The organism is Methylobacterium sp. 391_Methyba4, from assembly GCF_029691625.1.
Classification (GTDB): Bacteria; Pseudomonadota; Alphaproteobacteria; order Rhizobiales; family Beijerinckiaceae; genus Methylobacterium; species Methylobacterium fujisawaense.
In genome coordinates this window covers 4119477-4144973 of the sequence record NZ_CP121475.1, presented here as the reverse complement: position 1 = coordinate 4144973, position 25497 = coordinate 4119477, and the positions used below count along the sequence as shown (strand labels likewise).

20 protein-coding genes are annotated in these 25497 nt (G+C 69.4%); 11 read left to right on the top strand and 9 right to left on the bottom strand.

Annotation, left to right across the window (positions count from 1 at the left end; all coding sequences use genetic code 11):
* Positions 1–188 precede the first annotated feature (188 nt).
* On the bottom strand, positions 189–542 hold the full coding sequence (gene uraH, locus P9K36_RS19465; RefSeq protein WP_053610606.1) for a hydroxyisourate hydrolase: 354 nt from the start codon (positions 540–542) through the stop codon (positions 189–191).
* A 339-nt stretch (positions 543–881) separates the two neighbouring features.
* On the opposite strand from uraH, the gene P9K36_RS19460 reads away from it, so the two are divergent.
* The 6 genes from P9K36_RS19460 (at position 882) to P9K36_RS19435 (ending at position 7167) form a co-directional block, all read left to right on the top strand.
* On the top strand, positions 882–1499 hold the full coding sequence (locus tag P9K36_RS19460; protein WP_278305801.1) for a glutathione S-transferase: 618 nt from the start codon (positions 882–884) through the stop codon (positions 1497–1499).
* Between the two features lie 56 nt (positions 1500–1555).
* Positions 1556–3619 (top strand): pyridoxamine 5'-phosphate oxidase family protein, encoded by a 2064-nt coding sequence (locus tag P9K36_RS19455; RefSeq protein ID WP_278305800.1) that lies wholly within the window; start codon positions 1556–1558, stop codon positions 3617–3619.
* 121 nt (positions 3620–3740) lie between these two features.
* Entirely contained in the window at positions 3741–4205 is a 465-nt protein-coding gene (locus P9K36_RS19450; RefSeq protein ID WP_278305799.1) for a nuclear transport factor 2 family protein, read from the top strand.
* A gap of 79 nt (positions 4206–4284) precedes the next feature.
* Positions 4285–5175 carry a LysR family transcriptional regulator gene (locus P9K36_RS19445; RefSeq protein ID WP_043356396.1) on the top strand — a complete coding sequence of 297 codons (891 nt, stop codon included), beginning with the start codon at positions 4285–4287 and terminating at the stop codon, positions 5173–5175.
* Between the two features lie 280 nt (positions 5176–5455).
* Positions 5456–6604, top strand: coding sequence for an acyl-CoA dehydrogenase family protein (locus P9K36_RS19440; protein WP_278305798.1), 1149 nt, complete (start codon positions 5456–5458; stop codon positions 6602–6604).
* Positions 6605–6612: 8 nt separating this feature from the next.
* Positions 6613–7167 (top strand): cytochrome b, encoded by a 555-nt coding sequence (locus P9K36_RS19435; RefSeq protein WP_278307309.1) that lies wholly within the window; start codon positions 6613–6615, stop codon positions 7165–7167.
* Positions 7168–7194: 27 nt separating this feature from the next.
* On the opposite strand, the gene P9K36_RS19430 is transcribed toward P9K36_RS19435, so the two are convergent.
* The 3 genes from P9K36_RS19430 to P9K36_RS19420 all read right to left on the bottom strand — a co-directional run bounded on the left by P9K36_RS19430 (position 7195) and on the right by P9K36_RS19420 (position 10863).
* The gene (locus P9K36_RS19430) at positions 7195–8685 is read right to left on the bottom strand and encodes an HWE histidine kinase domain-containing protein (protein ID WP_278305797.1); all 1491 of its coding nucleotides are present in this window, start codon (positions 8683–8685) and stop codon (positions 7195–7197) included.
* Positions 8686–8832: 147 nt separating this feature from the next.
* Positions 8833–10173 carry an LLM class flavin-dependent oxidoreductase gene (locus P9K36_RS19425; RefSeq protein ID WP_075381964.1) on the bottom strand — a complete coding sequence of 447 codons (1341 nt, stop codon included), beginning with the start codon at positions 10171–10173 and terminating at the stop codon, positions 8833–8835.
* A gap of 162 nt (positions 10174–10335) precedes the next feature.
* The gene (locus P9K36_RS19420; RefSeq protein WP_236952971.1) at positions 10336–10863 is read right to left on the bottom strand and encodes a DUF4188 domain-containing protein; all 528 of its coding nucleotides are present in this window, start codon (positions 10861–10863) and stop codon (positions 10336–10338) included.
* A gap of 848 nt (positions 10864–11711) precedes the next feature.
* Between P9K36_RS19420 and P9K36_RS19415 the strand changes: the two genes are divergently transcribed.
* The 3 genes from P9K36_RS19415 to P9K36_RS19405 all read left to right on the top strand — a co-directional run bounded on the left by P9K36_RS19415 (position 11712) and on the right by P9K36_RS19405 (position 14360).
* Positions 11712–12692 (top strand): aliphatic sulfonate ABC transporter substrate-binding protein, encoded by a 981-nt coding sequence (locus P9K36_RS19415; RefSeq protein ID WP_278305796.1) that lies wholly within the window; start codon positions 11712–11714, stop codon positions 12690–12692.
* An 8-nt stretch (positions 12693–12700) separates the two neighbouring features.
* On the top strand, positions 12701–13480 hold the full coding sequence (locus P9K36_RS19410) for an ABC transporter permease (RefSeq protein WP_236952970.1): 780 nt from the start codon (positions 12701–12703) through the stop codon (positions 13478–13480).
* 97 nt (positions 13481–13577) lie between these two features.
* Entirely contained in the window at positions 13578–14360 is a 783-nt protein-coding gene (locus P9K36_RS19405; protein ID WP_075380667.1) for an ABC transporter ATP-binding protein, read from the top strand.
* A 42-nt stretch (positions 14361–14402) separates the two neighbouring features.
* Here the strand turns inward: P9K36_RS19405 and P9K36_RS19400 are convergent, their stop codons facing one another.
* The 3 genes from P9K36_RS19400 to P9K36_RS19390 form a co-directional block, all read right to left on the bottom strand.
* Complete coding sequence (locus P9K36_RS19400) at positions 14403–17573, bottom strand: efflux RND transporter permease subunit (RefSeq protein ID WP_278305795.1); 3171 nt, start codon at positions 17571–17573, stop codon at positions 14403–14405.
* Positions 17566–18675: an efflux RND transporter periplasmic adaptor subunit gene (locus P9K36_RS19395; RefSeq protein WP_278305794.1), complete on the bottom strand. Its 1110-nt coding sequence runs from the start codon at positions 18673–18675 to the stop codon at positions 17566–17568. Before P9K36_RS19395 ends, P9K36_RS19400 begins: the two co-directional genes overlap by 8 nt.
* A 193-nt stretch (positions 18676–18868) precedes the next feature.
* Positions 18869–19267, bottom strand: a complete 399-nt coding sequence (locus P9K36_RS19390) for a hypothetical protein (protein WP_043351879.1) — start codon at positions 19265–19267, stop codon at positions 18869–18871.
* Between the two features lie 436 nt (positions 19268–19703).
* Between P9K36_RS19390 and P9K36_RS19385 the strand changes: the two genes are divergently transcribed.
* Together P9K36_RS19385 and P9K36_RS19380 are read left to right on the top strand one after the other, a co-directional pair.
* Positions 19704–21035 (top strand): O-antigen ligase family protein, encoded by a 1332-nt coding sequence (locus P9K36_RS19385; protein WP_278305793.1) that lies wholly within the window; start codon positions 19704–19706, stop codon positions 21033–21035.
* A 276-nt stretch (positions 21036–21311) separates the two neighbouring features.
* On the top strand, positions 21312–21866 hold the full coding sequence (locus P9K36_RS19380) for a glycosyl transferase (protein WP_278305792.1): 555 nt from the start codon (positions 21312–21314) through the stop codon (positions 21864–21866).
* Between the two features lie 336 nt (positions 21867–22202).
* Here the strand turns inward: P9K36_RS19380 and P9K36_RS19375 are convergent, their stop codons facing one another.
* Both P9K36_RS19375 and P9K36_RS19370 read right to left on the bottom strand, forming a co-directional pair.
* Positions 22203–22730, bottom strand: a complete 528-nt coding sequence (locus tag P9K36_RS19375; RefSeq protein WP_278305791.1) for a hypothetical protein — start codon at positions 22728–22730, stop codon at positions 22203–22205.
* Entirely contained in the window at positions 22727–24871 is a 2145-nt protein-coding gene (locus tag P9K36_RS19370; RefSeq protein ID WP_278305790.1) for a M48 family metallopeptidase, read from the bottom strand. The genes P9K36_RS19375 and P9K36_RS19370 overlap by 4 nt, the downstream gene beginning before the upstream one ends.
* Positions 24872–25497: the final 626 nt, after the last annotated feature.

The following is a 25497-nucleotide window of genomic DNA, read 5'->3' as shown; positions in this document are numbered from 1 at the left end:
GAAAGGTCGAGACATTGTGGCGCGAAACTGGGCAGCTTTGCCCCGCGCCTGAAAACTAGGCTCTTCGGTTATGAAGCCCGTGTCAAGGCCCGCGCGGTCCTTTCGGAGGTTGCGTCCCGCCCCTCTCTGCGCGGCCTTCGACGCGGCTCTTCAGCCCTGCCACCCGTTCCTTCCGGCGCGGGACCACGTCAGCTTCCGCGATAGGTCGCGTAGCTCCACGGCGTGACGAGCAAGGGGACGTGATAGCGCCCGTCCGGGTCGCAGACCCCGAATCGGACGGGGATGACATCGAGAAAGGGTGGCGATCCGTCCAGGCCCGTCCGGGCGAAATACGCGCCGACGTGGAAGAGCAATTCGTAGGTGCCGGCCGACAGGGTCGCCTCGTCCAGCAGGGGACCGTCGGTCCGCCCGTCGGCATTGGTGACGGCCGAGGCGATAGGCTCCGCCGTCCCGTCGGCGGCGAGGCGGCGCAGTTCGATGACCACGCCGGCAGCCGGCCTGCCCGAGGTGGTGTCCAGCACGTGCGTCGAGAGGTGGCCCATGGCGAGAATCCTATCGACGACCCGTCCGCGGGCCCGGCGGAGGCGAAGGCGGGTGAGACGAGCACGCGGATCCCGCAGGTGCAACCCGAAAAGAGGACGTCATCCCTCCAATCGCTCCTCACGTCCCCGAACCTTCGCGCGCGGCATCGGCGCGCCGGCACGGATCCGAGGACTGGTCGCGATCCCGGCTCTCGTGCGAGGCCGGCGACAGGCGCCGATGATTATTCCGATTTCCGGAATGATGTGCTGCGCAGAACGCGCATTCCGCCGAAGCCGCGACGGCAGCATTCTACCGTCGCGGCGCGGGGCAGTCCCGGCCCCCGACGGAGAACCGCCACCATGAAGCTCTACCATCATCCCCTCTCGGGCCACGCGCACCGGGCTCGCCTGTTCCTGTCCCTGGTCGGCGCGCCGCATGAGCTGGTCGAGGTCGACCTGAAGGCGGGCGAGCACAGGACGCCGGCCTTTCGCGCGATGAACCCGTTCGGTCAGGTACCGGTGCTGGACGACGACGGCGTGATCGTCTCCGATTCCAACGCCATCCTGGTCTACGTCGCGAAACGGCTCGGCCGGTCCGATTGGCTGCCCGAGGATCCGCAGGGCGCGGCGGCGGTCCAGCGCTGGCTGTCGGTCGCGGCGGGTGAACTCGCCTACGGACCGGCCGCCGCCCGGCTGATCACGGTCTTCGGCGCCAAGTTCAATCCGGAGGAGGTGATCGCCCGGGCGCACACGCTTCTGGCGCGGCTCGAGGCGCATCTCGATGGGCGGGACTGGCTCGCGGCCGAGCGGCCGACCATCGCGGATGTGGCACTCTACAGCTACCTGGCCCGGGCCCCGGAGGGCAACGTGGATCTGTCGAGCTATGCGAACGTCGAGGCGTTCCTGCGCCGGGTCGAAAGCCTGCCGGGCTTCGTCCCTCTCGCGAAGACACCCGCCGGCCTCACGGCCGCGGGGTGATCGGCAGGCCTGGATGCCACCGCATCCGGGAGCGGAATCGAGCGGAGGGCGCGAAGATGGATGACGGTCAGACCCTTGCGAAGCTGCCGACATGGCATGCCGGCGAAAAGTCCATTCAGGAGACGGTCGGCGCCGCCGAACGGATGGAAATGATCGGACAGAGGGTGGTGCGGGACTTCATGCCCGATCAGCACCGCGCCTTCTATGCGCAGATTCCCTTCGTCGTTCTCGGCAGCGTCGACCGGCGCGGCGATGCCTGGGCCACGCTTCTCGCCGGCGGCCCGGGCTTCATCACCTCACCGACACCGACGGCCCTCGACATCGCCGTGCGGCCCGACCCGGGCGATCCCGCGGCTGAGGGTACGGGGGAGGGCGACGCGATCGGTCTCCTCGGGATCGAGCTGCACAGCCGTCGACGGAACCGCGTCAACGGGATCGTCCGGTCCACGGCCGGCGGGATCCTGCACTTCGACGTCGATCAGAGCTTCGGAAACTGTCCGCAGTACATCCAGCTCCGCGACATGACCGTCCTCGGGGATCTTCGCGCGCCCGTCGCTGCCCCGGTCGAGGAGCGCGCGGATCTCGACGAGGCGGCGCGGTCCCTGATCGCGGCGGCCGACACGTTCTTCGTGGCGTCGTATGCCGACCGCGAGGGCCGGCGCCAGGTCGACGTCTCGCATCGCGGCGGCAAGGCGGGCTTCGTCCGTGTCGCTGCGGACGGTACGCTCACGATCCCCGACTTCGCCGGCAACCTGTTTTTCGCCACCCTCGGCAACATCCACCTCAACGGCAGGGCAGGGCTGGTCTTCACCGATTTCGCGACGGGTGATCTTCTCCACCTGACCGGCGACGCCGCCGTGATCCTGGATTCGCCCGAGCTCGCCGCCTTCCAGGGCGCCGAGCGTCTCTGGAGCTTCCGGCCGCGCCGGGTCATCCGTCGGCGGGGCGCCCTCCCGCTGCGGTGGTCGTTCCAGGCGGACGGATGGTCGCCGAACGCGCTGATGACCGGCGACTGGGTGGAGGCCGCCGATCGCGTCCGGGCGACCGAGCGTGCCGCGCATTGGCGGCCCTTCCGGGTGACGAAGATCACCGACGAGAGCCGCTCCATCCGGTCCTTCCATCTGGCTCCGGACGACGGAGTCGGACGGCTCCCGCACCGTGCGGGCCAGCATCTCCCGATCCGCGTGACGCTGCCCGGAGCGGACGCGCCGGTGATCCGCACCTACACGCTCTCGGTCGCGCCCTCCGACCCGACCTACCGCATCAGCGTGAAGCGCGACGGCATCGTCTCGCAGCACCTGCACGACCGCCTCCAGGTTGGGGACATCATCGAGGCGCGGGCGCCGGGCGGAGATTTTTCCCTCGATGCCCACGCGGCGCGCCCCGCGGTGCTGCTGGCCGGCGGCGTCGGGATAACGCCGCTCCTGGCGATGCTCCGGCACGTGGTCTACGAGGGCCTGCGCACCCGCAACATCCGACCGACCACGCTCTTCTACGCCGCACGTGCGCCGTCCGATCGCGCCTTCGACGCGGAATTGTCCGAGGTGGCCGCAGCGGCGCAGGGCTCCGTCCGGATCGTGCGCGTCCTGAGCGACGTCTCCGACGCCCGGGCCGGCGTCGATTACGAGGCCGCGGGCCGGATCGACATGGCGCTGCTCACGCGCTTCCTGGCTTTCGCCGATTACGACTTCTACCTGTGCGGGCCGCCGACCTTCACGCAGGCGCTCTATGACGGGTTGCGCGGCTACACCGTGTCGGACGACAGGATCCACGCGGAGGCGTTCGGCCCCTCCGCGCTGGTCCGGACGGCGGGGTCGGAGGGCGCCGCGCCGCCCCGCCCGCCACCCTCAACGAAACCGGTGCCCGTCGCCTTCCTCGACACCGGCAAGGAGGCGCGCTGGACCCCCGAGTCCGGTAGCCTCCTCGACCTCGCCGAAGCCCGCGGCCTCGCACCCGCCTTCAGTTGCCGGGAAGGCAGTTGCGGGACCTGCCGCACAAAGCTGCTCGCCGGCGCCGTAACCTATCGCAAGGAACCGAGCGCCGCCGTAACTGAGGACGAAGTGCTGATCTGCTCGGCCGTGCCCGCCGAAGGCACGGACCGGGTGCAGCTCGCGCTGTGACGCCCGGCACGCTTCACCCGACTCCGTTTTCCACCTTCCGGGATCGTCGGCGGCCGATCATTGTGCGCGGCGTCGATATCGGGCCCGGGCCCCGCAACCTCGCGCACCCCAGGAGTACACCATGTCCCGTCCCCCGCTGCCGCCCTTCGATGAGCAGAGCGCGATCGCGAAGGTCCGCCTCGCCGAGGATGGCTGGAACGGCCGCGACCCGGCCAAGGTCGCCCTGGCCTACACGACCGATACCCGCTGGCGGAATCGCGCCGAGTTCCTGAACGGAGGCGCGGAGGTGGAGGCTTTCCTGACCCGCAAGTGGAACCGGGAGCTCGACTACCGCCTCATCAAGGAGCTCTGGGCCTTCACCGGCAACCGGATCGCCGTGCGCTACGCCTACGAGTACCACGACGACAGCGGCCACTGGTTCCGGGCCTACGGCAACGAGAACTGGGAATTCGCCGAGGACGGGCTGATGCGCTACCGGCACAGCAGCATCAACGAGCTGCCCATCGCGGAAGCGGACCGCAAGTTTCACTGGCCCCTCGGACGCCGGCCGGACGATCATCCGGGCCTGAGCCATTTCGGGTTCTGATCACCGGCCCGGCGGGTGAGGGGAGCCTGGACCGGGCGTCGGCGGCGCGGTCCGTTTCGCGAAGCCCAGGAGCGAGGCCTTGGATCGTTGGCAAACCATGCGCGTCTTCGCCAAGGTCGCCGAGACGGGGAGCTTCGCGCAGACCGCACGCCTTCTGCACATGAGCCCGCCGGCCGTCACGCGTGCTGTGGCGGCCCTCGAGGAGACCATCGGCGCCCGGCTCCTGATCCGGACGACCCGCTCCGTGAAGCTCACGGAGGCGGGCAGCCGCTACTACGAGGATTGCCGGCGGATCCTGGCCGACATCGCCGAGGCGGAGTCGGCGGCGGCCGGCTCCAATGCGACCCCCTCGGGGACGCTCGCGGTCACGGCCTCCGTGCTGTTCGGGAAGATGCACGTCCTCCCGATCGTGACCCACTACCTCGACACCTACCCGACCATGTCGGCGCGGACCCTGTTCGTCGATCGGCCCGTCAACATCGTCGAGGAAGGGATCGATGTCGCGATCCGGATCGGCCGCTTGACCGATTCCGGGTTGACGGCGGCTCGGGTCGGGTCGGTCCGCCATGTCATCTGCGGCGCCCCGGCCTATTTCGCGCGCCACGGCGTGCCGACGACGCCGGCGGATCTGAAGCGGCACCGGATCGCGGTCTCCACCGGCGCCTGGGCGTCGCCGGAATGGCGGTTCGCGGGGAACGAGCGGGTGGTCGTCCATCCCACCCTTCAGAGCAACACCAACGAGGTTCCGATCGCCGCCGCCCGGTCAGGCTGGGGGCTGACGCGGGTCCTGCACTACCAGATTGGCCCGGATCTGCTCGAAGGCCGCCTCAGGATCGTGCTCGACGAGTACGAGGAGGCGCCGATACCCGTCCACGTGCTGTATCCCGAAGGCCGGCGCGCACCCGCGAAGGTGCGGACCTTCGTCGACCTCGCGGTGTCGCAGCTGCGCGCCAACCGGACTTTGAACTGAACCATCGCGGCGCAGCCGCCGGCCCGGCCGAATGCGGTCGCATTGGTCGCAGCCCCGGATGAGGAAAGGGTGGTTCACTCTCAGGTTAGCTTTCTATGATCTTCCGCATCCAGTGCGGGTAGGAGGCGAGACGTGACGACATCCGAGCGCTCGACCCTGTGCGGCTGCGCTCCTGTAACGGGCCGCGCGGATCGCGATGCTAGGCGCTCAGCGTGCACGGATCGGCGGTGCGGTCTGCGCACTCCGCCGCGCCCGGCCGCGACTTGAAGGGGAAAGACGCATGGACCAGTGGACCCGTCTGGACCCGATCTACGATTCCGAGGCGGCTGCCCGAACCATTGCCGCCGCCGCCGCGGCGCGCGCGGATGCCCAGGACCATGACGGCGGCTTCCCGCAGGACGATGTTGCCGATCTCGCGCGGCTCGGGCTGCTCGCCGCCCCGGTCCCGGTGGAACAGGGTGGGGCCGGCCTGGGGACGGAGCCGGGAGCCGGCGCCCTGGCCGAGGTTCTGCGGTTGGTCGGCTACGGCAGCCTCGCCCTCGGCCGACTCTACGAGGGACACGTCAACGCCATCCAACTCATTGCCCGGTACGGCACGCCCGACCAGCGAAGCCGCCTGTTCGCCGACGCGCGCGCCGGTCATCTGTTCGGAGTCTGGAATACGGAGCCGGCCGAGGGCGGCTTGCGGGTCGAGGCGCGCGATACCGACGGACAACTCCTCGGCGTGAAGACCTTCGCGTCGGGCGCCGGCTACGTCACCCGCGCCCTCGTGACCGCCCGGCATCCGGACCGGGCCGGCGTGGCGATGATGGTGGTGCCGCTCGAGGCCGGCACCCGGGCCGATCTCTCGGCCTGGCGCGCGCAGGGCATGCGCGCTTCGGCGACCGGCACGGTCGATTTCACCGGTCTCGCCGTCAATGCCGGCGACATCCTGGGCCAGCCCGACGATTATTTCCAGCAGCCGGCCTTCTCGGGCGGCGCGTGGCGTTTCACGGCGGTCCAGCTCGGCGGCATCGAAGCCGTGTTCGATGCTTGGCGCGGCCACCTGAACCGGACCGGCCGGGGCGGCGACCCGCACCAATTGGCCCGCCTCGGCGAGGGAGCCATCGCGGTCGAGGGGGCGCGGCTCTGGATCGAGCGCGGCGCGCAGGTCGCATCGGACGCCGGGATGCCGCCCGCACGCGTGGTCGCCTACATCAACCTGGTCCGCCTCGCGGTCGAGCGTGCCGGCCTCGATGTCCTCCAGCTGGCCCAGCGCTCGGTCGGCTTGCAGGGATTCATGCGCGGCCATAGGCTGGAGCGGCTCGCGCGCGACCTCGCCACCTATCTGCGCCAGCCCGGACCGGATCATGCGCTCACCGCCGCGGCGTCCGAGATCCTGCAAGCCGACGCCATGGCCGGAGACCTGTGGACCGAGACCGCGGCATGACCAGTTCGATGAACCGCGAAGCCGCGCCGCAGAGTGTCTGGCTGGACACCCCGCACCGCTACGGCCGCATCAGCCGCGGCTTCCACTGGCTGATGGCCGCCCTCTTCGCGTGGCAATTCACGGGCGCGCTGCTCTACGTTGCGATCGGTGACACTGCGCTCACGCGCCTCGTCGGCGGGAGCCACTTCACCCTTGGCTTCACGCTGTTCGTGCTCGTGCTCCTGCGCGGAGCCTGGGGACTCGCGAATCTCCACCGGCGCCCGTCGCATCCGGGCGCTCCGGGGCGCGCCGCCTTGGCCGGTCATGGCCTGATCTATCTGCTGATGATCCTCGTCCCCAGCCTCGCGCTGCTGCGCCAGTACGGTTCGGGCAAGCCCTTCGCGCCCTACGGTCTCCCCCTGATGCCGGAGCGGGACACGAAGATCGCCTGGATGATGCTTCCCGCCGATCTGTTCCATTACTGGCTGGGCTTCACGCTCCTGGCGGTCGTCCTCGGCCATGCCGCGATGGCCTTCCTGCATCGCAGGTTCTGGAACGAGGCCGTCCTGACGCGCATGACGTGAACGGCGGCGCGCCGGCGCTCGAGGTCCTCAGGCCGTCGGGTCCTCCGCTGCGGCCGGTCTCCGGTCGGGCAACGGCGCGTCCAGGGTGAAGACGACGCCGCGGGGGCGGTACTCGATTTCCGCCGAGCCTCCCATCTCGGCGGCCAGCGCCCGCTCGATCAGGCGCGTGCCGAAGCCGCCGCGGGCCGGCGCCGTCACCGCAGGTCCGCCGATTTCCTCCCAACGGAACCAGAGGTGGGCTGGCCTCGCCCCATCCACCACGTCCCAGTTCAGGATCACCCGTCCCCTGTCGTTCGACAGGGCGCCGTACTTGACCGCGTTGGTCGCCAGCTCGTGCAGAGCCATCGTGAAGGCGAGGGTCAGGCGCGGCGTCAGCCACACCTCCGGGCCGTTGATCAGGAACCTCTGCCCCGCGCCGCCGCGGAACGGCTGCAATGTGCCCTCCACGATCACGGTCAGCGTGGCGCCGATCCAGCTCTCGCGGGTCAGAACGTCGTGGGCGGCCGAGAGCGATTGCAGCCGTGCGTCGAGGGTCTTGTGCGCTTCCTCCACGGAGGCCGCGTTGCGCAGAGTCTGGTGCGCGATGGACTGCATGGTCGCCATCGAGTTCTTCACCCGGTGGTTCAGCTCGTCGGCCAGGAGGGTGCGGTGCTCCTCTGCGCGCTTGCGCTCGGTCACGTCGATGGAGACGCCGGCCATGCTCAGCGGCTGGCCGACCGCGTCGTAGAAGGTCTGGCCGCGGATCTGCAGCCAGCGCAGCTCGCCACGCGGCGTGCGCGCCCGGTACTCGATGTCGTAGTCGCTGTGCTCGCGGATCGAGGTCTGCACCGCCGCCTGCATGCGCGGGCGGTCCTCGGGATCGATCGCCGCGATCAGATCCTCGTAGCTGAAGGGGTCGTCGGCCGCCCGTCCGAAATTCTCCTTGCAGGTTTCGGAGGCCACCAGGCGCATGTCGGCGAGATCGAGGGTCCAGGAGCCGAAGCGTCCGGCCTTCAGGATGAAGCGCAGCCGCTCTTCGCTGCGGGTGAGGTCGCTGGTGCGACGCTCCACCTCCAGCTCCAGCGCCAGCCGGTCGCGATGCATCCGCGCAAGCTTGTCCCGCTCCAGGGTCACGTCGAACTGCGACGCGAAGAAATAGGTCAACTCACCGTCGCGATCGAAGACCGGCGAGATCAGGAGCCGATTCCAGAAAAGCTCACCGCTCTTCTTGTGGTTCAACAGCTCGATCTCGATCGGCACCCGGCGCGCGATGGCCGCTCTGATCTTGGCGATATCGGCGCGGTTGGTCTCGGGCCCCTGCAGGAACCGACAGTTCCGCCCGATGATCTCGTCATGGGCGTAACCGGTCAGCGTGGAGAAGGCGGCATTGACGAAGACGATGGGATTGTCCGGCTGATTGGGATCGGTGATCAGCATCGGCATCCGCGTCGCCCGAACGGCGGATACGAACGGGTCGGAACTCGCGCCGATGCGCGCAAACTCCGCTTCGAAGCGGGTGCGTTCCTGCTGATCCGTCAATGCCCCGTCGCCCCTGCCACGACCTGCACATGGCGGCCTTCGACCGTGATGGCTCCTCGTATCACAGGGATTATCGCTTGTGCGCAATCATCTTAATGGCCAAGACGCCGCAGGCCGGTCGCTGCACGCGGCGACCGGCCGCCTACCCTAGGTCCTGGCTGGATGAGGCCCGAATCCTGCCGGCGGGCGCGAGCCGAGATGGTCCCGCAGGGTTCGGCCCTCGTACTCGGTGCGGAACAGGCCGCGCCGGCGAAGCTCCGGCAGGACCAGCGTGATGAAATCCTCGAGGCCGCCGGGCAGCGTCGGGGGCATGATGTTGAAGCCGTCCGCCCCGCCAGCCCGGAACCGCTCCTCCATCTCGTCCGCGATCTGGGCGGCCGTGCCGATGATCTGCGAGTGGCCGCGGGCGCCCGCGATGCGCAGGTAGAGCTGACGCAGGGTCAGACCTTCGCGACGGGCGAGATCGACCATCAGCTGCTGGCGGGACTTGATGCCGTCCGTCTCGGGCAATTCCGGGACGGGCCCGTCGGGATCGTAGCCCGACAGGTCGTGGCCGCCGATCATGCGTCCGAGCAGCGCGAGGCCGACGACGGGATCGATCAGGTCCTGCAGGGCTTCGAATTTCGCCCGCGCCTCGGCCTCGCTGCGGCCGACGACGGGAAACAGGCCCGGCATCACCTTCAGATCGTCCGGGGCGCGGCCGAACCGCGCCATCCGCTCCTTCAGGTCGCCGTAGAAGGCCACCGCCTCCTCCAGCGTCTGATTGGCCGTGAACACGATCTCGGCGGTGCGCGCTGCCAGATCCTTGCCGGGCCCGGAGGAGCCGGCCTGCACCAGCACGGGCTGTCCCTGCGGCGTGCGCGAGATGTTGAGCGGCCCGCGCACCTCGAAATGGCTGCCGCGGTGGTTCAACGGGCGGAAGCCATCCGGCTTCGAGAATTGCCCGCTGGCGCGGTCGATGATCACCGCGCCATCGTCCCAGGTGTTCCAGAGGCCGAGGACCACGTCCACGAACTCCTCCGCGCGCTCGTAGCGGTCGGCGTGGCGGGCGATCCGGTCGCCGCCGAAATTCGCCGCCTCGGCGTCGGTCGCGGAGGTGACGAGATTCCAGCCGGCCCGTCCGCCGCTGAGGTGGTCGAGGGACGCGAACCGGCGCGCGACGTTGTAGGGCTCGTTGAAGCTGGTGGAGGTGGTGGCGACGAGACCGATCCGACTCGTCACCGCCGCGAGTGCCGACAGGAGCGTCACCGGCTCGAAATGGGTGGAGCGCGCGGTGCGCTCGCTGGATCGGAGATCGAGGTCGCGGATGCCGGTGCCATCTTCGAGGAAGATGAGATCGAACTTGGCGGCTTCGGCCCGCTGCGCCCAGCCGACATAGCGCTCGAGGACCAGACCGCCGTCGGCTTCGCTGGAGGAATGGCGCCAGCCCGCAACATGGTGGCCGGTCGCGTAGAAGAATGCGCCGAGGCGCAGGGTGCCCTGTCTCATCGAACCGACCGTCATCGAGGCTGATCTGCTCCGTGCCGCGTGAGCGGGCCGGAGTCTAGCCGACCCACCCGTGCAAGCGAACCCAGCGTTGTACGCGCGACGCTCATCCCGCTTCCGCTGGGACGGTACCGGCCGGCACCGGGGCACGGCCCATGGCGCGCGTCAGCGGGACACGGACGTTTCCGGCGCATTCCCCGAGGGAAGGTCGTGCAGATCGGACGTGGCATGCCGCGCGTGCCGCGTCGCCAGGGAGCCGCGCGCCTCCTGCATCGGCATGAAGGCCGAGAAACCGACCGCGCCCGGGACGGCGTTGTAGATCGCCTCCATGCCGCCGCGCATGTGGTAGGTCTCGTGCCAGATGCCGACGCCGCGCGTGTCCCGCAGGAAATCCCGCCACCAGATCCGATGGGGCTCGGATTTCGCCCAGGCGACCATGCTGTCGATGTCGCGCCAGTACCAGCGCATGCCCAGATGCAGCGGGCGCAGGCTGAAGATGATGTTGTTCTCGTAGTGCAGCAGGCCGTCCGGGCGTTCCGCGCCGACCGTGGCGATCCGCGGTCCGAAGCCGAGGAGAGTCCTGACGCCGGCGAGCGTCCGGACTTTCATGCCGAGATAGATCACGACGAGATCCGGATAGCCCGAGAAGTCCGGGACCCGCTCGTGCCGGTTCGCGCCCATGCTCGTCCCCATGATCGCGCCTGTATCGCCGCGTGAATCGCCCGAACCCGTAAACCGATAATATTCACCGGCCTTTCTGCAAATCAATATTCGCGCATGAAGGGTCGGCACATCTCGTGATCGAGCGATGAATGACGAAGGCCGATCCCGACGCCATGTACCGGGCCCCCGGGGGGACGACGCAGCCGGCTCTGCAATCGACGATGCGGGAGGGTCGCATCCAATCCGACGTCGGTTCAGGCCGGGGCACGCCGGCTGCCGGACGTCCGCCCGGGATTCCGCGTGGCGCAGACCGGCCGCGATGAACCGGGATGCGCGACCGCCAAGCGGCTCGACACCCTTGCGCGCCGCACACGTCCCCGATCGCGCCGAACGGCCCCCGTCGTCGGACGCAGGGCGTGTCGCTGGCCTGAATGGGCGCCCAGAAGGGTCGGAGAACCGCAGTGGCATCGCCGCTCCGTTCAAGCGCAAAATATTCTCGTGTTGTCGCAAAATGACGAACATTCTTGCTTTCATCCATCAAAGTAGAGAAAGCCGTTTCGTTGACTCCTTGGCCGACCGACAGGATCTTGTATTCACTGTCACGGTAAGGGCAGCGCAGGGAAGATGAAGACGCATGGGCGGTCCGGTCATGTCCCCGGGACGAACAGGGACGCCGTCCGGATCGGGTGGACGGTTCGCGCTCGAACCTCGCCGCGGTCCGAAAGACCCGTCCGGCTGATCTGCCGCCGCTGCTGAATCCCCGAACGCGGCCGCCTCGAAGGAACCGGCTCGGATCGCACCGCGAACCGGGACCTGTGCTACGGCGCCGCAGACCGAACGCCTCCCGCCGCACCCACTTCAGACGCCAGGCCCGATTCATGATCCCGAACCGCCGATCCCTCCTGGCCGCCGGCCTCGCCCTGGCGTGCCTGGGCAGCCTCTTGTCGCGCGAGGCCCGGGCCGAGGATCCGAAGGAGGTCCGCCTGGACTGGGCGACCTACAATCCGGTCGGCCTGCTCCTGAAGGAGAAGGGCTTCCTCGAGGAGGCGCTGGCGCCGCGGGGCATCAAGGTCCGCTGGGTCCAGTCGCTCGGCTCCAACAAGGCGCTCGAATTCCTGAACGCCGGCGCCATCGATTTCGGCTCGGCGGCCGGCGCCGCAGCCCTCGTGGCGCGGATCAACGGCAATCCGATCAAGGCGATCTACGCCTATTCGCGCCCGGAATGGACGGCGCTCGTCACCCGCAAGGACAGCGGCATCGCCAAGCCCGCCGATCTCAAGGGCAAGCGCGTCGCCGTCACCCGGGGCACCGATCCGCACATCTTCCTGATCCGCGCGCTCCAGAGCGCCGGCCTCACCGAGCGCGACGCCAAGCTCGTGCTGCTGCAGCATCCGGACGGCCGGACCGCCCTCGATCGCGGCGACGTCGATGCCTGGGCCGGCCTCGATCCGATGATGGCCGCCGCCGAGATCGAGAACGGCGACGTGCTGTTCTACCGGGATGCCGCCGCAAACACCTGGGGCCTGCTGGACGTCCGGGAGGAGTTCGCGACGGCCCATCCCGACCTCGTCCGGACGGTGATCGCCGCCTACGAGCGGGCCCGCGCCTACGCGCTCGCCAACCCCCAGGCCCTCGCCGCGTCCCTCGTTGCGGCCACGAAGCTGCCCGAGCCGGTGATCGCCCGTCAGCTCGAGCGGACCGACCTGTCCCAGCCGGCGATCGGCGCAGCCCAGGCCCAGTCGATCAAGGCGGCCGGAACAGCCCTGCAGCAGGCGGGCGTGATCCCGGCGGGTACCGACGTGGCCGCGGCCGTCGACGGCCTGCTCTACGCGCGCTTCAATCCCGTCGCCGGACAGTGAGCGGCAGCGTGCCGCTGCTGCGGCGGGGCGGCCGCGCGGGTTTGGGGCTTCTGTTGCCGCTCGTCGCGGCGATCGGTTGGGAGATCGCGGTGGCGACGGGCGCGGCCTCCGGACGGCTGCTCCCGCCGCCGAGCCGGATCGGCGCGACCCTCTGGGAGCTCGCGGTGTCGGGCGATCTCTGGCTTCACGTCGAGGCGACCCTCGTGCGGGTCGGCCTCGGCTTCCTGTGCGGAGCGGCGGCCGGGATCATCGCGGGTGCCCTCGTCGCGACGATCCCGCTGCTGCGCTGGCTCGTCGATCCAAGCCTGCAGGCCCTGCGCGCCGTCCCGTCTCTGGCCTGGGTGCCGCTCTTCATCCTGTGGTTCGGCATCCTGGAGACGCCGAAGGTGCTGTTGATCGCCGTGGGCGTGTTCTTCCCCGTCTATGTCGGCGTCTCGGGGGCGATCGCCTCGGTGGACCGCAAGCTGGTCGAGGTCGGGCGGATCTTCCGCCTGTCCCGCCTTGCTCTCGCCCGCCGGATCCTGTTGCCGGCCGTGCTGCCGGCGACCCTCGTCGGGCTGCGCACGGGGCTCGGTCTCGGCTTCCTGTTCGTCGTGGCGGCGGAACTGATGGGCGCCTCCGAGGGCCTCGGCTATCTGCTCGTGGACGGCCAGCAGTTCAGCAAGCCGGATCAGATCGTGGCGGCGATCATCGCCTTTGCCCTCGTGGGCAAGGCGGCCGACATGGCCCTGCTGACGCTGACACGGCCCCTGACCCGATGGCAGGATACCGTGCGGGACAGCCTGTGACCGCAGGATTGGGGCTGACGCGCGGCGCGGAACCGGGGACGGTCCCGCGCCGCGGTTCCAATCCGATCCCCATCCCGCGACCGCGCGAGAGACGCCCGTGCTGACCGTCGACGACCTCTCCAAGACCTATGCCGACGGCACGCGGGCCCTGTCGGGCATCGACCTGTCGGTCCAGCAGGGCGAGATCGTCGCGCTGATCGGCGGCTCGGGCTGCGGAAAGACGACGCTGCTCCGGCTGATCGCGGGGCTCGATCAGGCGAGCCAAGGCGCCGTGCAGGTCGACGGCGAGACGATCCGCGCGCCCCATCCGAGCGTCGGCGTCGTGTTCCAGGAGCCGCGGCTGCTGCCCTGGCTCGACGTGGCCGGCAATGTCGGCTTCGGCCTCGCCGACCTCCCGCGGTTCGAGCGCCGGGCGCGCGTGACCCATGCTCTGGAGCGGGTCGGCCTCGCCGAGCACGGTGGCCGCTGGCCCCGGGAACTGTCCGGAGGCCAGCAGCAGCGCGTGGCCATCGCCCGGGCCTTCGTGGCGCGGCCGCGGGTCCTGCTCCTCGACGAGCCGTTCTCCGCCCTCGACGCCTTCACCCGGAAGGGATTGCACGAGCAGCTCCTCGATCTCTGGGCCGAGTCGAAGCCGACGATCCTGATCGTCACGCACGACGTCGGAGAGGCCGTCACCCTGGCCGACCGGGTGGTGGTGATGCGGCCGCGGCCGGGACGCCTGGACGAGACCGTGCCGATCGGGCTCGCCCGGCCGCGCGAACCGGTGGCGGCGACCTACGAGGACGCCGTGCGCCGCGTGCTGGCCGCCCTCGATCACTCCCTGCGCCCGGCCTCGGCCAACCGGCCGGCCGCCCCCGAGACCCGCGCGAGCTGGTGGTAGGACCAGCGGCGACCTGCGGCGCGAGGCCGGATCGGCCCGCCGTCAGGACCCGATCGCGGTCAGCTCCAGATCCGCGGGATCCACGCGCCGGAACCGGGCGAAGCGGAGCGCCAGCACCGGCAGGATCAGCAGGTTCAGCACCGTCGAGGTGACGAGGCCGCCGAGGATCACGAGCGCCATCGGGCCCTCGATCTCACGGCCGGGCTCGCCGGCGCCGAGCGCCAGCGGCAGCAGGCCGAGACCCGTGACCAGGGAGGTCATCAGGATCGGCACCATCCGGTCCGCGGCGCCCTCCGCCGCCGTGGCCGCGTCCCAGGATCGCCCGTCCCGGGTGACCATCTGCTCGTAATGGGCGATCAGCATCACGCTGTTGCGCAGCGAGATGCCCGACAGGGTCACGAACCCGACGATCGAGCCGAGCGACAAGACCCCGCCGGTCAGCGCCGCCGCGGCCACGCCGCCCACGAAGGCGAAGGGCAGGTTGACGAGCACCAGCAGCAGGTTCGCCGCCGAACCGGTCACGATGGCGAGGAGCACCACGATCCCGAAGCCGGCGAGCCCGGCATGGACGAGGAGGTCGCGGCGGGCGGCCGCCTGGGCCTCGGCGGCGCCCGAGAAGGTCACGTAGACCCCCTCGGGCAGCCGAACCTCGCGGGCGATCTTGCGCTTGGCCGCCGCCACGAATCCCGCCAGATCGCGGTCGGCGACGTTGGCGGTCACCGCCTGCACGCGCTGTGCTCCGAGATGCTGCACTTGGTATCGGCCGGCGCTCTCGTAGACGTCGGCGACCTGCGACAGGCGGACATAGCGCCCGCCGGGGGCCCGCAGGGGCAGGTCCCCCACCGCGCTGAGGCGATCCCGCACGCGTGCGTCGAGGATCACCAGCACGTTGAACACGGCGTTGCCGCGATAGGTCTGGCCCACCGTGTCGCCCTGGTAGGCGGTGCGCACCGCCTCCAGCACCTCCACGGGATCGAGGCCCCAATGCCGCAGATCCACCGGGCGCAGCGCCACCGTGACCTGCGGCAGCCCGGCGGGCGAGGCCTGCTGGACGTCCCGGGCACCCTTCACCTCCGAGAGTTCCTGCGCGACCGAGCGGGCCGCCGCTTCGATCCGGTCGAGATCGCTGCCGATCACGTTGACCACGACCGGTGCGGTGAAGCCCGAGACGGTCTCCTCGATGCGCTCGGTGAGGAACGTCTTGAGCGAGAAGGCCGCCCCCGGGAAGCCGGCGATCAGCGTCCGGATGCCGGCCTCGACGCGGCGCTGGGCAGCCCCGTCGAGGCCGGGCTCCAGATCGATGTGGATCTCGCTGTAATGCGGCCCGGCGGTATCCTCGGCGGCCTCGGCGCGCCCGATCTGCGCCGCCACGGCGCGCACGCCGGGGATCTCCTTCAGATCGCCGGTGATCAGGGTCCCGAGCCGCTGCGATTCCTGCAGGGAGGTGCCGGGAATGGCCACCATGTGCAGGATCATGTGTCCCTCCTTCAGGTTGGGGAGGAACACCGCTCCGAGGGTCGGCAGGATGGCGGCCCCCGCAAGGGTCACCAGCAGCGCGCCGGCCATGGCGATCCGCGGCATCCGCCCGATGCCGGCGAGCAGCCGCAGATAGGCCGCCCGGCTCCAGCGCACCACCGGCGGGTCGGGCGGAGCGGCGCCCGCATGGCGCGTCAAACGACTGCCGAGGAGCAGGATCGCGAGGGCCGGCGTGACCGTGAGCGCGACCAGAAGCGAGGCGACGACCGCCGCGATGTAGGCCAGCGCCAGCGGACCGAACAGCCGGCCGGCGACGCCGGTCAACGCGAGGATGGGCAGGAACATCAGGATCACCGCGAGCGTCGCGTAGGCGACCGACGTCCGCACCTCGAGCATCGCGGCCAGAACCACGCGGGGGATGCTGCGCCGTCCGCCCCGCGCCTCCCGCAGGCGGCGGGAGACGTTCTCGACGCCGATTACCGCGTCGTCGACCACCTCCCCGATGGCAAGGGCCAGCCCGCCCAGCGTCATGGTGTTGAGGCTCTCGCCCCAGGCTTGGAGAACGAGCGCGGCGGTGATCAGCGACAGCGGGATTGCCGCTGCACTGATCACCGCCGCCCGCCAATCCGCCAGGAAGACGAGGAGTACGATCATCACCAGCACGCCGCCCAGCGCCAGCGCCTGGATCACGTTGCCCGTGGCGACATCCACGAAGTTCGCAGGCCGGAACAGGTCCGCCCGCAGGCTCACGCCCTCGCGCTTCAGAACCGGGCGCAGCTCGTCCAGGGCCGCCTCCAGGCGGGCCGTCACGGCGCGCGTGTCGACGCCCACCTGGGCGCCGACCATCAGCAGCACGCCGGGCTTGCCGTCCACGAGCGCCGCGCTGATCGCCGGCTCCGGGGCGGCCGTGACGGTGGCCACATCCGAGAGCACGACGCTCGCCCCGCCGTCGTTGTGCAGCACGATCTGTCCGAGCGCCTCCGGCGTGAGGGACTGCCCCTCCGTCCGGAGCAGGACACGCTGGTTCGGCGTGTCGACGAAGCCCGCCCCGCGCACGCCGGTCCCCTTTCGGGCGGCCGCCAGGACGTCGTTGAGGCCGATCTGGAAGCGGATCAGGTCGTCGGAGCGGACCTGAACCTGCAGGGCGCGCACGCCGCCGCCATAGAGCGAGACCTGGGCGATGCCGGGCACCGCCTGGAGCCGCCGGCGCACGGTCCATTCCGCGATCTGGCGCAGGTCCATGGCGTCGCGGGCCTCGGCGGTCAGCCCGACGAGGAGGACGGTGAGCGTCGAAGAAGTGAGCGGGGTCATGGCGGGGGCTGTCACGCCGTCGGGCATGCGGCCGGCCAGTGCCGCCAGACGCTCGTTGACCCGCTGGCGGATCCGGTCGACGTCGCTGCCGGGCCTGAACGCCGCGGTGATCACCGACAGGCCCTGGATCGAGGTGGAGCGCAGGGTCTCCAGGCCCGGCAGGCCGCCGACTGCCACCTCGACGGGCTGCGTGACCAGCACCTCGACCTGTTCGGAATCGAGGCCCGGTGCTTCGGTCTGGATCGTCACCGTCGGCGGCGCGAACTCGGGGAAGACATCGTACCGGGCCCCCGCGAGGGCGTAGAGCCCGAAGATCAGGACCGCGCAGGCCAGCGCGAGGACCACCCGCGGCAGGCGGACGGCGAAGCCCACGAGTGCGGCCTGCAAACCGCCGCCGCGGCCGGCTGCAGGGGAGGGCTCAGTCATCGTCGTCGCCCACGACGCGGATGCGGCTCTTCATCTCCTCCGAGAGGAGCGCCTGCGCCCCCCGCAGCACGATCTCGCTGCCGTCCGGCAGGTCCTCGACGACGAAGGCATCGGCCGACATCGGGGCATCCGGCCGGACCGGATGGCGCACGTAGGCGCCGTCGCCGGTGCCGCGATACACCCAGGTGCCGCCCTCTCCGTGGACGACGGCATCCTCCGGCACGAGGACGCCCTTGACCGCGCGGGACGCCGGCAGGAACGCCATCGTGCTGGTGCCGGGCAGGAGGCCGCTGTCGCCGGAGACCAGGTAGAAGAAGCTCTGCCCCTGGATCCGCGGATCGGTCCGCGTCGCGGGCGAGACCGGCCGGAGGGCAACCCGCGCGCTCTGGGGCGGCACCTCGGCGAAGGCGGCCTGCGGCGCTTCGGGAAGCGTCTCCCCGGGCGGTAAGGTGACCTGCATGAGGAAATCGGTCCGCTCGATCAGGCGCGTCACCAGCGGAGACCGCTCGATGATCGCCTTGCCGAGCACCGAACCCCATTCCTGGCGCGCCGTGGCGGCGAGCGTCCGCAACTGCGACTCCGCCACCGTCATCGACGCCTGATCGGTCAGGAGCGTGCCCTCGGCGGTTTCGATCTGCGCCACCGCCACCACGCCGGCGCCGAGGTTACGGGCCCGGCGGGCAGCACTGGCCGAGACTTCGACACGGGCGCGCGCCGTCTGGAGCGCCGCGACGGCGCCCGCGTAGCTGTTGGTGAGTTCGGTGATCCGGGCGAGGTCGAGGACGCTGCCGTAGGCGGTCAGTTCCTGCCGGTGAAGCACGGCCGGCCGTGACTCGGCCACGAGCCCGATCCGCGCGCGCTCGGCTGCCGTCAGCCGCACCACCGTCCGTCCATCCTCGACGGCGGTGCGCGGCGCCGGAAGCTGTGCCGCTGCAGGTGGACCATCGCGCCAATCGGGGACGAGCGCCGTTGCCCGCGCCCGCATCTCCGCGATGATCGGGCCCGCATCCGCCCGCAGCCTTTCGCCCGGTGGCGTGACGGCGAGACCGGCCGCGGCGAGCACCATCCCTCCGATGAGCAGCATCGCCCGGCGACCACCCACGTCGCGCTCCTCCCCTAACCTCGATTGCCGAATCTACCCGGTTTTGATGCCAGATACACCCGAACTTGGCCGGTTCAAACCGGTTCGCTCGATCGGGAGCCAGGGTTCGCCGCGGCCGGAAGACAGGAACGAAAAAGCCCGCCTCGACACTGCGAAGCGGGCTTCCATAGAGCGGGAAAGGGTACGGTTCGGATCAGCAGCCGTCGTCGGAGACCGGAGCGGTCTGCCTGTCAGCAGCGGCCTTGTTCATGGCGCCCACCGTGCCGGGCGAGGCGGGCTGCTGGCCACCAGCCAGATTTGCGGCAGCCGGGTCCGTCGACTTCGACTTCGCGCCCGCATCGGTCGGGGCCTGCCGATCCGCGGTCTGCGTCGCGCCGGCGTTGTTCATGGCGCCGACCGTGCCGGGCGAGGCGGGCTGCTGGCCGCCGGCCAGATTCTTGCTCGACTTGTCGACATCGGAGCTGTTCGGGTTGGAAGCCTGCTGATCAGGGGTCTTCGATTTTGTGGTTCCAGTGCTGCACGGGGCCGCGAAAGCGGGACCGGCAGCGACGGCCAGAAGCGCAACCGCGCCCGCCAGACGTGAGACCTTCATCAAACGCTCCTCCAAGATTCAACGAACGTCCAAGTGCCTAATCGTCCCATGAGTTCCGTGCCGATTGTCTAAGATCTTCGAAGCGGTCGGGTCCGATCGGGACATCTGCGCGTTTGACGTGCCCCGAGCTGGTGAAAACAGACCTTTGTCGCAGGGGGGCGCGCATGGGTCGCCCCTGCCGGGCCCGGGTGCGGCATCGTAACTCGGGCGGTGCCGCCGGAGCGTGATCCGGCGTCGGTTCGGTCGATCGGAGGCGTCCGCCGCGCGAGCCGCCCCTACCTCGTTTGGTCGAGTTCAGCGCCCGCATCGGTCGGGCTAGCGTCGGATCGCGAGGGGCCGAGTCCGCGGCTGCGTCGGGCCGTAGAGGGCTCGCGCGTCCGAGATGGCACCGCCTCATCCGGGGACCCGAGATCGAACGATGGCGTTTCCACGCGACTTGGCCACCCTCGAAACCGGACATGCGGCGGGCGTGGCGTGGTCACCGTTCGGCCCGTCCGGCGTCGGTCCTCGCTGGAACGGCGCGGCGCGCGACGAAGGCGCGACCGATGCCATGCCGAAGCTCGGCGTCGCCGCCATCCCGTGGATCGCCCTGTTCGTCTTCGCGCCCGTGATCGGCGAGCAGATCAAGCTGCCGGGTCTCGAAAGGCTGATCTGGGCCTGTGCCGATCTCGGCGCCCTGGTGTTCCTGGTCCTGCGCCGCGACCTTGCCGCGACCCTGTTCGGAAGTCGGTTGCTGCTGCTGACTTGGCCGCTCCTGGCGATCGTGTCGGCTCTGTGGTCCCTGACACCCGGCCTCTCGGCCTATTACGGATTGCAATTGCTCGCGACCATCGTGGCCGGCATTGCGCTGCGCACCACGATGGGTCTGTCGCGCATAATCCGGATTGTCTTCCTGGGTCTTCTGTTCGCTCAGATCCTGTCGGCCATCCTCACGGTCGCGGCCCCGAGCCTCACACGCGGGATGAACGGCGACTGGGCCGGTATCTATTCACATAAGAACGTTCTGGGCTCCATGGCGAGCTTGCAAATCCTGTGCGCAGCCTGCCTGTTCCTCCAGGGTTGGAACCGACTCCTCACCGCTGTGGGGTTCGGCCTCGCGTTGGCGCTTCTCGTGGCAACCCACTCGGCCACGGCGCTGGTGGCGGCGATGGTGGGACTGGCGCCCCTTGCCGCGATCTTCGCGTGGCGGCAGGGCAAGCACGTGACGGGCTTCTGCCTCGGCCTCGTCATCGCACTCGCGGGCATTGGCATTGTCGTGCTCGCCGCGCGAGGCGCAGACATCTCGGCGAGCCTGCTCTCCGACCTCGGCAAGGACAAGACGCTGACGGGCCGTACGATCCTCTGGCAGTTCGGACTCGATCAATTCTGGCGCGAGCCGCTGATCGGTGTCGGATACAGAGCTTACTGGGACAGCCCGCTCACAACGGCCGCATATCTGCATTTCGTGACCAAGCAAAAGCTTTGGTTTTTCCACAACAACTTCATCGACGCCATCGTCGCGTTCGGCATCGTCGGTCTCATCGTCTTTACGGTGGCGTTCCTCGATATGGGGCGCCGGGTTATAGCGCACTTCGCGCGCTCGTCCGGATATGTGGAGGCTTGGCCGATCCTGTTCATGAGCCAGCTCTGCGTCCTCATCTGCCTGGAATGCCCGCTCTTCATCAATCACGGTCTGCACCAACTCCTGTTCGCGGCGCTCTTGCCGGTCATGGGGTCAGGAGACGTCGCGGGGCGGATGATTCATGGGCGCGCGGCCTTTCGGGCTTGAGCCGTGTCTGGCTGAGGCGGCGGGGCCTGGACGCGGGCACGAACTCCGACGGCCCCCCGTCTTGTGAGCCGGCACCACACAGAGGTGAACACGATGTATTGTTTTGGAATTTCCTTGCGTCGTTTTCCGGAACGGCACGCGTACATCTCCCGTCATCTCGCCGCAGCCTGGGGGCCGGATTTCGAGGTTGCCGGGTACGAGGGAGCGGTCCCGGATCCGCGCGTTCCGCCCCCGCCTCATCTGTCGTCTGGGCAGATCGGCTGTGCGATGTCCCACATGGCCGCCTACGAACGCCTGATTGCCCGCGATCTGCCCTATGCGCTCATCGTCGAGGATGACGTCGTCCTGCCGCCGCAGATCCACGGGATCGTGGCTGGCATCGAGGCCGCCCTTCGGCCGGGCGATGTCGTCTTGATGTTCAACTGGCCGAAGAACATCGGCGTTTTCAGTACCGTCGATGCGGTGCAGATCGGCAGTCACCGCCTGTGCTTGCCCATGCAGATGACCGGTCTCGGCTCCACGGCAGCCTATGTGATCACGCGGGAGGCCGCCGAGGGGATCCTGCGCGTCAATCGACCCGTCGTGGTCACGTCAGACAACTGGAACTATTTCTTCGAGAACGGCGCACTCACCCGCGGTCGCGTGATTTCACCGAATGTTGTCGCCTTGAAGCCGTTCGAGTCCACGATTTTCGTGTCCGGCTCGAAGCTCGGCGCATTCTTGAAGAGCAATGCCCTATTCAAACCCCTGCTTGCTGCGCGGCGCAGGGTCCTGACGGAAAAGATGCCCGTCAACATGACCTTCACGAACGAGATTTCACCCTTCGCGTGAGATGAGCCGTACCCGAGCCCGGATCAGGCGGAGGGACAATTGTACGCTGTCTTTGCGATTTTGAGATTGGCTGCGCAGGCTGCCCGTCCGTCGGGAATATTCCAATAAATTCATTTTATGTGCGTTAATACTGGATGACCATACGTCTCAACCAGGGCCTGCCCGAGGCGGTTGCTCCACCTGTCCGCCGTGATACGCGGCGGAAGCGTCCGCTCGACGCTTGCAGCCGGAGGCCGCCATCCGCCGCGGCGAAGACCAGCATCCTGTCCCGTCGACGGCTTGCGCAACGGCAGCCCCCCTGATCGCCCGATGTGGTTCGGCCCAGCGGTTTGCCAGTCACATGGCGACCCGGAAGGCCGCGCGCCCGTTGCGGATGATCGACACCAACGCTCCGACGATACAGGCCAAGAGAGCTCCATCGATCACGAGAAGGGTGATGGTCCGATTCCATAACCGGTCGAGACCGAGATTTGTGGTGACGATGTCGGGCCGCGCCGGGTCGGCCATCACCACGAGGTCGAAATTGGCGGCCTGCGGGCCGGAGAAGACGTAGTTCACCCGCCGTGTCGTGCTGCCCCGAGGCGTGGATAGCGTCAGTGTTGCATTGCAGATGTGGATGACGAGCTTGGCGTTACACTTGCCATCTGCCACCCGTGCGCGCGGAACAGGCTGCGCCGTGTCGCGGACCTGCCAGTCCGAGATCAAGACAGGCGCCGTGTAGAGCGCGCTGGCTGCCAGGATGCCGCTGAACAGGACGAGGCCGAACAGCACTCCGAAGATCACGGTCCAGCTGGTGCGCTCCGATGGCAGCCGCAGGGTTTCCTCGGCCTCTGTCTTGGCAGGGGGAGTCATGGCGATCCTCAAGCAGGATGGGTTTCGAGAGGGACGGCGGGGGTCGCGATCGGCGCACGTTCGGACAGAAGGCGGCGAGCCTGATGGGCCGCTTGATAGCGGGCGATCAGATCGGCGAAATCCTGCGGCTTCATCTTGCGCGGCAGCCCGACCGTGAGGGTCACGATGCGGCGCTTGGGGTCGAGCTTCACCGCGTGCCGGCCCGGTGCCCGCTCCGGCCAGTCGGCGCCGGGCAGCAGCAACAGCCGTATTGCGATCCCGCCGCGGCTCAGCGTCATGTCGAGATCCGCGATGGCCGCCCAGGGTATCACGCGGTCGAGGCCCGGCGCCGTCAGCCCGGTCGGACTCAGGATCAAGGTGATCGGCTCCCCCCGCGCCAGCACGAAGGCGCCGGCAACGCAGAAAACAGCGGCAAGGGCCAGCATCACGACCAGAAGTACGCGGGCCTCGTAAGGCGACAGGCCGGGGATGCGGACCAGCGCGAGCGGCAGCGCCGCGGCGGCGAAGAAGCCGCCGCTCACCGCGAGCACGAGGCCACGGGCACGGTGGCTGGCGCGCAGCACCCGATCCTCGGGACCGACTTCCGCGGCGGTGGCCTCCAGATGGGCGCGCGCGGCTGCCTCGCGCGCCTGGACTGCGCCAAGGAAGTCCTGCGTTGCGGCCCGGCACAGGCCGGACGGATCGGTGAAATAGGCTGCGAGCTGTTCGCGGGCGCGAGCCGGAGGCGGGGCTCCAGCGGCCGTCAGCAGGTCCGCATTGACCGCCAGGCCGAGGGCCGCGATGCGCTCGCGGGTCGGCGGATGGGTGTCGGTCGGGTGGGCCTGTCCGTCTTCGAGACGCGCTGCCGGGTCGTCGAGGCCGCGCGCCATCGCCCGGTCGAGAGCCGCCGCCACGAGATCGGAGGAAGCCGCGGCCGGCGCAGCGGCAGCGGTCTCCAGAACGTCCACGATGCCCGGACGCACGGCGCCGGAGCGGAGGAGCGCCCGGGCAGAGGCGGCGGACGAGGTCGCAGCCGCGCCGGCTGCATCGGCGGCGAATTCGCGCTTTCGGCTCCAATGGCGCACGGCAAGGTGAAAGCGCTCCATCACGAACAGGCCGAGCCGCACCGACGGTCCGAGCAGGCCGAGACCGCCGCGCTCGCGCTCCAGGAGCGCGTCGAGGGAACGCCCGACGCCCGTGTAGATCGGCAGGAAGCGCTGACTGTAGGCGGTGTCGCCGCCGGCATAGTGAGCGAGTTCGTGCCCGATGATCGCCGCCGTCTCGTCCACGCGCATCAGGGCGAGATAGGGAAGCGGTACGTAGAGGATCCGGCCCTCGAGACGCGTGCCGCCCGGTTCGAGTACAGCCGGACCCGCGCTGACGAAGAAGCCCTCGGTGAGGCCGACGACCAGGGCCTCGGGCTTGAGCGCGCCCATCCGATCGGCAATCGCTTCGACGAGGCGCCAGAGACCCGGAGCTTCGGCCGGCGCGATCTGGCGCCCGAGGATCGGCAGAGGCTCGGGCTCGAAGGCAACGAGCGCTTGGCGCAGGCCGATCAGTGCGCCCCCCGCGGCGATGATCGTGCCGCCGGCCGCAGCGGCCGCGAGGCCCAGGAGCTTTGCGCCTCCGCCGGTGAAGCCGCCCTGGATGAGCAAGCCTGCCTCGAAGAGAACGATGGCGACGAAGCCTGCGGTCGCCGCGACGATCTGAGCGGCGAGCACGACGGGGAGCAGCCGCCGCACCAGCGAAAAGCCATGAACCAGCGTCTGGCGGGAGGTGCGTCCGACCTGCCCGAGCACACCGCCGACGACCAGGACGAGCAGGGAGAGCGTTGCCGCGATGCCGCCACCGAGGACCGCCACCGGCGGCAGCGTGCGGCGCCAATCCATCACCGCAGCGAGGGTGCCGGCTTCGTCGCGGGCCTCGCGCGCCTTCACCACGGCGTAGGGGCCGCCATAGAGGTGGCCGTCGTGGCGGAATTGCAGGCGGAAATCGGGGCGCCCGTCCCGGGGAGCGCGGGCCTCCAGATCCGCCACAGCCGCGGCGAGCCGGTCATGCTCGGTCGCGAATTCCCTCCAATCGTCGGTTCCGCGCTGGCCCTGCCAGAGTCCGAGCAGCAGGATTGCGAGGGGCAGCAACACGGTGGCCGCGATGAGGCTCGCGAGGATGCGCATACGCGAGCGCTCTGGCAGGGACGTTTCCTCGGCGATGGCTCGCTCCTGAAGTGTCGTCGGCACGATGGCCGTGCGCCCAGCCAATAGGCTGGCCACGCGGATGATCAGTCAACGTGGAGACCGAGATTGGACCAGATATAACCATGATGAGAGGCAATAAAGATTGGGCGCAATCGATCTGATATCCGACATGGGTTCGGGATTTCTACCCAATCCATGAATCGCGTCAATAGAATGCTGCCGGGTTCAGTCGGATCTGCCGGCGCGTCCCGCCGGTGCGCGTCGGCGAACCTGGCTGCGGGCAAGGCCGTGATGAGCGCCGTCCAATCTCGCGCGTCTCGCGCTCCGGGCTCAGCTCCGGCTGTCGCAGATCCATTCGGCGCGGTCGGCCGGCGCGGTCATCGGAGACATCGGATGCATTCCGAGCGGTCGGTCGGCCTGTCGGTCGGCCTGTCGTTCGGCCGATGTCGCGGGGCGCATGCTGCCGGCTCGTCTGAATCCGACGGGTGGGCGGCGGCGCAGTATATTGAGAGAGATCAATGCTCAGCTGTGGTATTATGATCAAGGATGCCGCGATTGCGAGTTGCGACCCGGCGCGGCTGTTCAAGCGATCTGCGTCGCAGGGC

Coding starts and splice junctions, on each gene's coding strand:
- uraH (WP_053610606.1), bottom strand. CDS start 542: ATGGGCCACCTCTCGACGCACGTGCTGGACACCACCTCGGGCAGGCCG.
- P9K36_RS19460 (WP_278305801.1), top strand. CDS start 882: ATGAAGCTCTACCATCATCCCCTCTCGGGCCACGCGCACCGGGCTCGC.
- P9K36_RS19455 (WP_278305800.1), top strand. CDS start 1,556: ATGGATGACGGTCAGACCCTTGCGAAGCTGCCGACATGGCATGCCGGC.
- P9K36_RS19450 (WP_278305799.1), top strand. CDS start 3,741: ATGTCCCGTCCCCCGCTGCCGCCCTTCGATGAGCAGAGCGCGATCGCG.
- P9K36_RS19440 (WP_278305798.1), top strand. CDS start 5,456: ATGGACCAGTGGACCCGTCTGGACCCGATCTACGATTCCGAGGCGGCT.
- P9K36_RS19435 (WP_278307309.1), top strand. CDS start 6,613: ATGAACCGCGAAGCCGCGCCGCAGAGTGTCTGGCTGGACACCCCGCAC.
- P9K36_RS19425 (WP_075381964.1), bottom strand. CDS start 10,173: ATGAGACAGGGCACCCTGCGCCTCGGCGCATTCTTCTACGCGACCGGC.
- P9K36_RS19420 (WP_236952971.1), bottom strand. CDS start 10,863: ATGGGGACGAGCATGGGCGCGAACCGGCACGAGCGGGTCCCGGACTTC.
- P9K36_RS19415 (WP_278305796.1), top strand. CDS start 11,712: ATGATCCCGAACCGCCGATCCCTCCTGGCCGCCGGCCTCGCCCTGGCG.
- P9K36_RS19400 (WP_278305795.1), bottom strand. CDS start 17,573: ATGACTGAGCCCTCCCCTGCAGCCGGCCGCGGCGGCGGTTTGCAGGCC.
- P9K36_RS19390 (WP_043351879.1), bottom strand. CDS start 19,267: ATGAAGGTCTCACGTCTGGCGGGCGCGGTTGCGCTTCTGGCCGTCGCT.
- P9K36_RS19380 (WP_278305792.1), top strand. CDS start 21,312: ATGGCCGCCTACGAACGCCTGATTGCCCGCGATCTGCCCTATGCGCTC.
- P9K36_RS19370 (WP_278305790.1), bottom strand. CDS start 24,871: ATGCGCATCCTCGCGAGCCTCATCGCGGCCACCGTGTTGCTGCCCCTC.